The sequence below is a fragment of the Flavobacterium algoris genome (assembly GCF_048158525.1).
Taxonomy (GTDB): Bacteria; Bacteroidota; Bacteroidia; order Flavobacteriales; family Flavobacteriaceae; genus Flavobacterium; species Flavobacterium algoris.
Genome location: NZ_JBLNKT010000010.1, coordinates 101686 through 109434, shown reverse-complemented (window position 1 = coordinate 109434; position 7749 = coordinate 101686). Strand labels below are relative to the sequence as shown.

Annotated in this window: 8 protein-coding genes; 3 read left to right on the top strand and 5 right to left on the bottom strand. The window is 32.0% G+C overall.

The genetic code is table 11. The features are described from left to right. Positions 1–148 precede the first annotated feature (148 nt). Positions 149–1612, bottom strand: coding sequence for a TonB-dependent receptor (locus ACM55I_RS07805; protein ID WP_416846212.1), 1464 nt, complete (start codon positions 1610–1612; stop codon positions 149–151). Positions 1613–1707: 95 nt separating this feature from the next. Here ACM55I_RS07805 and ACM55I_RS07800 point away from each other — a divergent pair, with 95 nt between their 5' ends. From ACM55I_RS07800 to ACM55I_RS07790, 3 genes are read left to right on the top strand one after another with little or no spacing between them, the layout of a single operon-like run. Beyond that, a complete protein-coding gene (locus ACM55I_RS07800) occupies positions 1708–2472 on the top strand; it encodes an MBL fold metallo-hydrolase (RefSeq protein ID WP_416846211.1) in 765 nt (254 codons plus the stop codon). Between the two features lie 12 nt (positions 2473–2484). Beyond that, on the top strand, positions 2485–2985 hold the full coding sequence (locus ACM55I_RS07795; RefSeq protein WP_416835763.1) for a hypothetical protein: 501 nt from the start codon (positions 2485–2487) through the stop codon (positions 2983–2985). Positions 2986–2987: 2 nt separating this feature from the next. Further along, positions 2988–3428 (top strand): hypothetical protein, encoded by a 441-nt coding sequence (locus tag ACM55I_RS07790; RefSeq protein ID WP_416846210.1) that lies wholly within the window; start codon positions 2988–2990, stop codon positions 3426–3428. 2 nt (positions 3429–3430) lie between these two features. On the opposite strand, the gene ACM55I_RS07785 is transcribed toward ACM55I_RS07790, so the two are convergent. From ACM55I_RS07785 to ACM55I_RS07770, 4 genes are read right to left on the bottom strand one after another with little or no spacing between them, the layout of a single operon-like run. Continuing rightward, entirely contained in the window at positions 3431–4078 is a 648-nt protein-coding gene (locus tag ACM55I_RS07785) for an alpha/beta hydrolase (RefSeq protein ID WP_416846209.1), read from the bottom strand. A 4-nt stretch (positions 4079–4082) separates the two neighbouring features. Then, positions 4083–4409, bottom strand: a complete 327-nt coding sequence (locus ACM55I_RS07780) for a hypothetical protein (RefSeq protein ID WP_416835761.1) — start codon at positions 4407–4409, stop codon at positions 4083–4085. Positions 4410–4454: 45 nt separating this feature from the next. Further along, the gene (locus ACM55I_RS07775; protein WP_416846208.1) at positions 4455–5708 is read right to left on the bottom strand and encodes a dihydroorotase; all 1254 of its coding nucleotides are present in this window, start codon (positions 5706–5708) and stop codon (positions 4455–4457) included. 30 nt (positions 5709–5738) lie between these two features. After that, on the bottom strand, positions 5739–7667 hold the full coding sequence (locus tag ACM55I_RS07770; protein ID WP_416846207.1) for a vWA domain-containing protein: 1929 nt from the start codon (positions 7665–7667) through the stop codon (positions 5739–5741). Between the last annotated feature and the right edge of the window lie 82 nt (positions 7668–7749).

Genomic DNA, 7749 nt, shown 5'->3' with positions numbered 1-7749 from the left:
TATAATTAAAATGAGAACCTATAAAACAAAAAACAGTAGTAAACCGGAGCTTACTACTGTTTAAAAATTGTACTTTTATTTTTTATTAATCCTGTATCGTTTTTTCAGGACTAGACAAGATTTCAATTTGAAATCTGTGACATGAATATTAGTTGCTACTTTCATTCAAAACTTTAATTGGGTCATACCCAAAAAGATGGTGCTCTTTAATAATTTCCGCAATACCAGAAGGAAGCATGTTTTCCCATCCTGCTTTTCCATGACTGATCATTTTTAGAACTTCACGAGAGAAAACTTCAAGATTTTCAGGATCATAGTCATTAATGTCAACCACTTTACCATTAAATTTAAAGAATTTATATAATTCTTTCATTCTTGGATGTACTTTCAAAGTATCGGATGTAATTACTTCGCCGTTTTCCCCTATCATTGGATACAAGAATACTTTCATATCGCGATAAAATAATTTTCCGAAAGCTTCCAGAATTCCACCGCTTAAATGACGGTAGTATTTCTCATCAAATATATCAACCAAGTTGTTTACACCCATGGCTAATCCCATTCTGGCTTTAGTGTAATTGGCAAAATATTCAACTACTTTATAATATTCTTGAAAATTAGAAATCATTACCGTTTGTCCCAGTGAACAAAGCAATTCAGCTCTGTCCATGAAATCTCTTTCATCAATTTCACCATCTGAACGTAAGTTGGACAAAGTGATTTCAAAGATTACAAGTGTATTTTCTTTTTCAACTTTATTTTCTTCAAGGAACATTTTTAATGATTTCTCATACATGTCCATGTTAACTTTTGTAACAGGACGGAAACTTCCCCTTAAAGCGAGTATATTTTTTTTGTAAAGTATAGCAGCAGGAAGTATGTTTTTGCCTTCAGGATCAAACATAACCGCATCAGTCATTCCATTTTTTACTAATTGTAAACTCATCAAACGATTATCTACATCAGCAAAACGGGGACCAGAAAAATTAATGGTATCTATTTCCAGCTGATCTTTATCTAAATGGTCGTATAAATAGCGCAATAAACGTTTGGGATCATTGTATTTATAATAAGCACCATAGATTAAGTTTACGCCAAGAATACCAAGGGTTTCTTGTTGTAATCTCGCATCGGTTTCTTTGAAACGAATGTGAAGGATTATTTCGTTGTAAGCTTCGTCTGGTTCAATTTGATATCGAATACCTACCCAGCCGTGGCCTTTAAATTGCTTGGCAAAGTCTATCGTAGCTACAGTATTGGCATAACTAAAAAACATTTTATTAGGATGTTTTTCTCTACTTAACCTTTCTTCGATTAATTGCCCCTCAAAAGTCAGCATTTTTTTAAGTCGACTTTCCGTTACATAACGTCCATCACCTTCTATACCGTACACAGCATCACTAAAATCTTTGTCATAGGCTGACATCGCTTTTGCTATAGTACCAGAAGAGCCTCCCGATCTAAAAAAATGTCTTACAGTTTCTTGCCCAGCACCAATTTCTGCGAAGGTTCCGTAAATATTTTCATTTAAATTAATACGGAGTGCTTTGTCTTTTATGGAAGGAATTTGCTCGATGACTTTGTCACCTTTTAGTTTTATTTCAGTACCCATTTTATTTTAAATATGGCTAATATGTTACAAAGTTAGTTAAATAGGTTTCTAATGAAAGATAATTAACCCTATTTTTGTAAAAAAAAATAATAGAGTTGAAGGTATATTTTTTAGGCACTGGTACATCACAAGGAATTCCAATCATTGGAAGTAATCATCCCGTATGTAAAAGCACTGATTTTAAGGATAAAAGGCTTCGGGTTTCAGTTTGGGTTTCATGGGAGAATCATTCATACGTAATCGATTGCGGACCTGATTTTAGACAGCAAATGCTTTCTTCAAATTGCCAAAAAGTAGACGGAATCCTATTTACTCATGAACATTCAGATCATACTGCTGGTTTGGATGATATTCGTCCCTTCAATTTTAAACAAGGTGAGATTCCAATTTATGCCCATCAAAGGGTAATTGATAATCTAAAAAGACGCTTCGATTATGTTTTTGAAACCGTAAATAGATATCCTGGCGCACCTTCTGTAAAAACTGTTGAGGTTGTCAATAATCAACCTTTTTCCATTGGTAATAAAACAGCGATTCCTATAGATGTGATGCATGCGGGGCTTCAGGTTTTTGGGTATAGAATAGATGATTTTGCCTATTTGACTGATGTGAAAACAATTGAAGAAAGCGAAATAGTAAAGCTAAAAAATCTAAAAGTATTGGTGATAAACGCTTTGCGCGAAGAATCTCATATTGCGCATTTCAATTTACAGGAAGCATTAGATTTTATAACTTTGGTTCAACCTGAAAAAGCCTATATTACCCATATTAGTCACATTCTTGGTTTTCATGAAGAAGTACAAAAAAGACTTCCAAAAAATGTTTTCCTGGCTTATGATAATCTACAAATTACAATTTAATTAATCTTAAAAATGAAAAAATCATTATTTCTTTACGCTCTTATTCTTGCTATACTTATGAATATTTATACTTATATGTTCTTGAGTAAGGAAGTAACTTTTGAACAGGATAGATATAAAAAAGTAACTACAAAGTTGAAAGACAGCCTGAATTCAGTTAAAGATAAATTAGTGGATGCCAATTATTTTTCTTTAGAAAAAAATGAAAATGCCCAAAATTATTTTGAATCTTCAAATTCAGGAAAGATAATTCAATATGAAAAATTGATTCCTGTTGTTACAGAAAAATTATTGGACTATAATTCAAATCCTAATGGAAATCCTTACGTAGGTCAGGATAAAATAGGTGCTAATAAATTTATTATCAATAAAGTTAAAATTCTAAATCACCGATGGATTATTGCTGATTTTAGTGATGGTGAAATTTGGGGAGAAGTATTATTGAAATACTTTGTCAATCCAGATGATAGTATTTCTTTTGAAGTAAATCAATCGCTTTTATATCAGAAATAATTATGAAAAAGCTATTATTATTATTATTATTATTAAATGTTATTCTAGCTTTTTCTTGTGCAAAACAAGTGAGTCCCAATACGGAATCTACTAAAACCGTAATAACGCCAATAGTTGGTGATGACGTCGATGAGCATGGCTGCAAAGCATCTGCTGGATATACTTGGTCAGTATTAAGAAATGAATGTGTTCGAATTTTTGAAATCGGAACACGATTAGATCATTACGAGCAAGGAGACAAGGTTGCAACTACAGCTGCGTTTGTAGTTTTTGAAACCAATAATGGAAACAAAGCCGAATTGTTTTTAGATAAAGAAAAAAAGTCAATCATTTTAGTCCGTAAAAACGAAGGCCAACCATGGGTTAAGGATGATTGGCAATTGATTCCTTGGAAAGGGTATACTTTGAAAAAAGCAAATGAAATTAAATATACAGGAAAATAAGGTTAGTTCTTTTCTAACCAATTTTTGAAATCATAAAAATTTTGTGGAGCTACGCCATGACCTACAGGATATTCTTTGTAGGTGGAATGGATGCCTAATTTTTCAAGAAATGGTTTTGTTTTTCGTGCCCATTCTACTGGTATTACTTGGTCTGCAGTCCCATGTGAATGGAATATTTTAAGTTTTGTAAAATCATTTCGTAGATAATTTTCTTTTAATATACCTTCGCTAACATAACCGCTCAATGCAACTACCCTTTGCACTTTATCAGGATGCGACAATGCGATTGCATAACTTAAAATGGAGCCTTGGCTGAAGCCAACCAAAGTCACATTTTTAGCATCTATTGGATAGGTTTGAATTAATTCGTCAATAAATTGAGCGATTAAATCCCTAGAAACTTTTGCCTGTTCATGATCTGAAAATTTATTTTGGTCAGCATCAAAATTGATGGCGTACCATGCATAAGCACCATATTGCATGTTATATGGAGCTCTTGCTGAAATAATATAATATTCTTCAGGAAGTTCAGTTGCAAACGAAAATAAGTCTTCCTCGTTGCTTCCGTAGCCATGTAATAAAAGTAAAAGCGGGTTTTTGTCTAATTTTATTTTAGGTTCTCGTATTTTATATTCTAAAGATAAATTCATTTTATTATGATATGTTTTTAAGCCATTTTTGGAAATAAGTACCTAATAAAGGAACCGGTTTTGTTTCGCCTTTTATAGCACTGGTAATACCATAGGACCATAAAACAAATACAAAAATCCACATAGGAGCAGAAATCATTAAGCTGTCAAAATTATTGACAATTAATCCTAATGATATAAAGGTTAAAGTGAGTCCTAATCCCTGACGGATGTGGAATGAAGCAAAAGTATTTTTGTCTTCGGAATTCATTGACATCGCTATAAATACACCAATTCCTAAGATATAACTTGTAATTGCAGCAGTTTTTCCTGCTTCGATAGTGTTATTCATGTTTTTTATTTTTTCTCACTTTGGGTCTTTGCGAGATTTTTTTATTTAGGCTAAAATTATTTTTCCTTGATTCACAATCCCGTAAACTTTTCCTTTTATTTCCGTTCCAAGAAAAGCAGAATTTTTCGATTTTGATAAAATGGATGATTTTGTAAAAATGCTTTTTGGTTCTGGGTTGAATAGCGTAATGTTAGCTTTTGAGCCTTCATTAATGGTTTGTATATCGATGCCAAAAGTTGATTTTCCTGATGTTAATTTCTCTATTACGGTTTCTAAAGGTAGTACTGTCATCAAAGCACCAAACGCACTTTCTAAGCCGATTGTGCCATTTTTGGCGGTGTCAAACTCCATTTTTTTATGTTCAATGTCAATTGGATTATGGTCGGAAGTAATCATATCAATCGTTCCGTCTTTTATTCCTTTCAACAACGCTTTTCTATCGGTTTCTGTTCTTAATGGTGGAGAAACTTTATATCGTGTATCGAATTCTTCTAATTTTTCATCTGTTAAAATCAAATTATGCACTGCAACACTACACGTTACATTTAATCCATTTGCTTTCGCCTCTTTGATTAATTGAACTGATTTTTTAGTCGAAATGGTCGGAATATGTAATTTTCCTCCGGTATATTCTAACAGAAATAAATTTCTTGCGATTTGTAATTCTTCGGCAAGATTTGGAATTCCTTTCAAACCTAATCGGGTAGAAACAATACCTTCATTGGCCACTCCGTTTCCTTTTATGTTGCAATCTTGAGTAAATGCAATGACTAATCCATCAAAATCCTGAACATATTGTAAGGCTATTTTTAGCAAATTGGCATTGTCAAGACTTTTATTATAATCCCCAAAAGCAATTGCACCCGCTTTTTTCATATCATACAATTCAGCCATATCTTTTCCTTCACTTTGTTTTGTCAAAGCGCCAATCGGGAAAAGTTGTGTAGCAAATCCAAGAGCTTTGTTTACCACAAAATTCACTTGAGATTGATTGTCAATAATAGGGAAGGAGTTGGGTTGTAATGCAATTGCGGTAAAGCCACTTCTGGCAGCGACATCAAGTCCGTTTGAAATGGTTTCTCTATCTTCATAACCAGGTTCTCCAAGGGAAACGCTACTGTCAAACCAGCCTTGTGATACATGTAAATTATCGAGTTTTACTTCATCTGCTTTTTCTAAATTTGGAAGCGATTTACCGATTTTTTTTATAAAACCATCAACAATTAAAATATCTACTGTCTTGTTATGAAAAGGACTTTTCGAATCGATAATTTTTGCTTCTCTGATGATTATATTCATAATGATTGTTTAATTATTTGAAATTCGGCTTTACTTCACGAACCGTATAATTGCCATTTCGGTTAATAGAAATAACAGTGCAAAGATAACAAACCATTTCCAAATTTGATTATCAGTTCTGTCAGTTTGTAAAGTGTCAAAAAATGATGTTATGGATTCCGTTGTTTTATAATTAGAAAGGATATTTTCATTGGTTGCAGCCAAATTACTTTCGGTTCTATTGTAATTAAAACTGATGTTTTCTAACCACTCTTTTTTATTGTAAATACTATAATTTCCTGCTAGATCTGGATAATCATTGAAAATCAGTTGCACTTTATTATTCAGAATTTGTTGGATAGGAATAAATTGTTCGTCTGAGCCTTTAACAGTTAAAATATCGTCTTTATTTAAAGAAATGTCTGTCAGATGTGGATTATTATTTCCTATTATCAAGGCACTTATGCCATTGTTTTGATTGTTCATCGCCATTTTATAAAAAACTGGTACAATTAATGGTGATTGTTGGAAATTTGAATTTAGCGTATTAATTGGTGCTGAGAAAACTGAAACTGAAGCAACAGAATTTGTTAATGAAGTCAGGAAAATACTTTGGTCTTCATAGGATAAAGCGGCTGGACTTGAACTGGATAAAGCAAAAGAACTTTTTGTTTTTGGATATTGAAAATTAGTGACTCTATTTTCGAAAACAGTATTGAATATAGGATGATTAAAATTGATTTTAGTAATCAGCTTTTCTTTGTTTTCTAATGAGTTGAATTTGATATTTCCAAAGGTCATCAAAAATGAATTCAAATTAGCAACCGAAGCCACTGCCGAAGGAATCACAATTAAATTCCCGCCTTTTTCCACAAAAGATTCTAAAGTGGTTTGAAGCGCTTGTGGAATTTCATCCAGTTCATTTAAAACAATCGTATTTTGCTCTTCCAGTTTGTTATAATCTAGTGATCCTAAAGTATAATTATTAAAATTGAATTCTTCATTGGTATAAATTCGGGAAAGAAAGTTGCTTTTTTCTGGTTCACCAATGCTGATTACATTCGTTTTCTTTGTTTTTGAAATGCTAAAAAATAAAGTGTTGTCATAACTCAAACCATTGTCAACAATAGAAACATAACCATGAAAAGCTTGTTTTGGAATTGTAAAATTGATGCTTTTTTTCTTTGAGTCTAAAGTTACTATCGTCTTCGCAATAAGGCTGTTGCCATTATATAAAGAGATAGGAATTGGATTGAATTCTTCACCATAACTGCATAGTTGGACACTGATTTCATAAAAATTATCTTGTGTTTTATTGATAAAAACACTGTCAATAGAAACGTTATTTTTTTGTTCCGCTTTTGGAATTATGAATTGAGGTGCATTTTCTTTGTCACTATTTTTTAATTGTTTATCATCAAGTCCTACTGCATCCGTAATGATAACAATATTTTTTTTAAAAGCTGATTTATGCGCTTTTATTTTTGCCATTATAGTAGTAAGCTGAAAAGGCGCAGCGCTGTATTTTAGGTTTTGTAAAGAACTTCGAACTGACTTTATATCAGTATTCCAATAATTATCAGAATTGGTTAGCAAAGAAAAATTTACATTTTCAGGAGTGTCTTCCAGTAGTTCCTGAACGGCTCGTTTTAGTAATTCCCCTTTTTTTCCTTTGGCTTGCATACTAAAAGAATTATCCAAAATAATATACAATTCATTAGTGGCGTTTTTGCTGTCTTTTGAATTGAAAAAAGGCTGCGCAAATGCTACAATAATACAAGCAAGTAATAATAAACGACAGGTGAGGAGCAACCATTTTTTGATTTTGGAGCTTTTTCTGGTTTGTATTGAAAGTGCTTTTAAGAAACGAACATTAGTAAAATATTCTTTTTTGAAACGTCGTAATTGAAATAAATGAACCAAAATTGGTACAATCAATAAGAATAGAAAGTATAAAATTTCGGGATGTTTAAAATGCATTTTTATTTCAAGTTTACTTCACTGGATTTTATTTTCAATGGAGTTCATTGAATTTTATGAATCAAAAATACAAATTTGTTGA

Excerpts from the sequence above, each read along its gene's own strand:
- ACM55I_RS07770 (WP_416846207.1), bottom strand. The coding sequence starts at position 7,667 with ATGCATTTTAAACATCCCGAAATTTTATACTTTCTATTCTTATTGATT.
- ACM55I_RS07785 (WP_416846209.1), bottom strand. The coding sequence starts at position 4,078 with ATGAATTTATCTTTAGAATATAAAATACGAGAACCTAAAATAAAATTA.
- ACM55I_RS07795 (WP_416835763.1), top strand. The coding sequence starts at position 2,485 with ATGAAAAAATCATTATTTCTTTACGCTCTTATTCTTGCTATACTTATG.
- ACM55I_RS07805 (WP_416846212.1), bottom strand. The coding sequence starts at position 1,612 with ATGGGTACTGAAATAAAACTAAAAGGTGACAAAGTCATCGAGCAAATT.
- ACM55I_RS07780 (WP_416835761.1), bottom strand. The coding sequence starts at position 4,409 with ATGAATAACACTATCGAAGCAGGAAAAACTGCTGCAATTACAAGTTAT.
- ACM55I_RS07790 (WP_416846210.1), top strand. The coding sequence starts at position 2,988 with ATGAAAAAGCTATTATTATTATTATTATTATTAAATGTTATTCTAGCT.
- ACM55I_RS07775 (WP_416846208.1), bottom strand. The coding sequence starts at position 5,708 with ATGAATATAATCATCAGAGAAGCAAAAATTATCGATTCGAAAAGTCCT.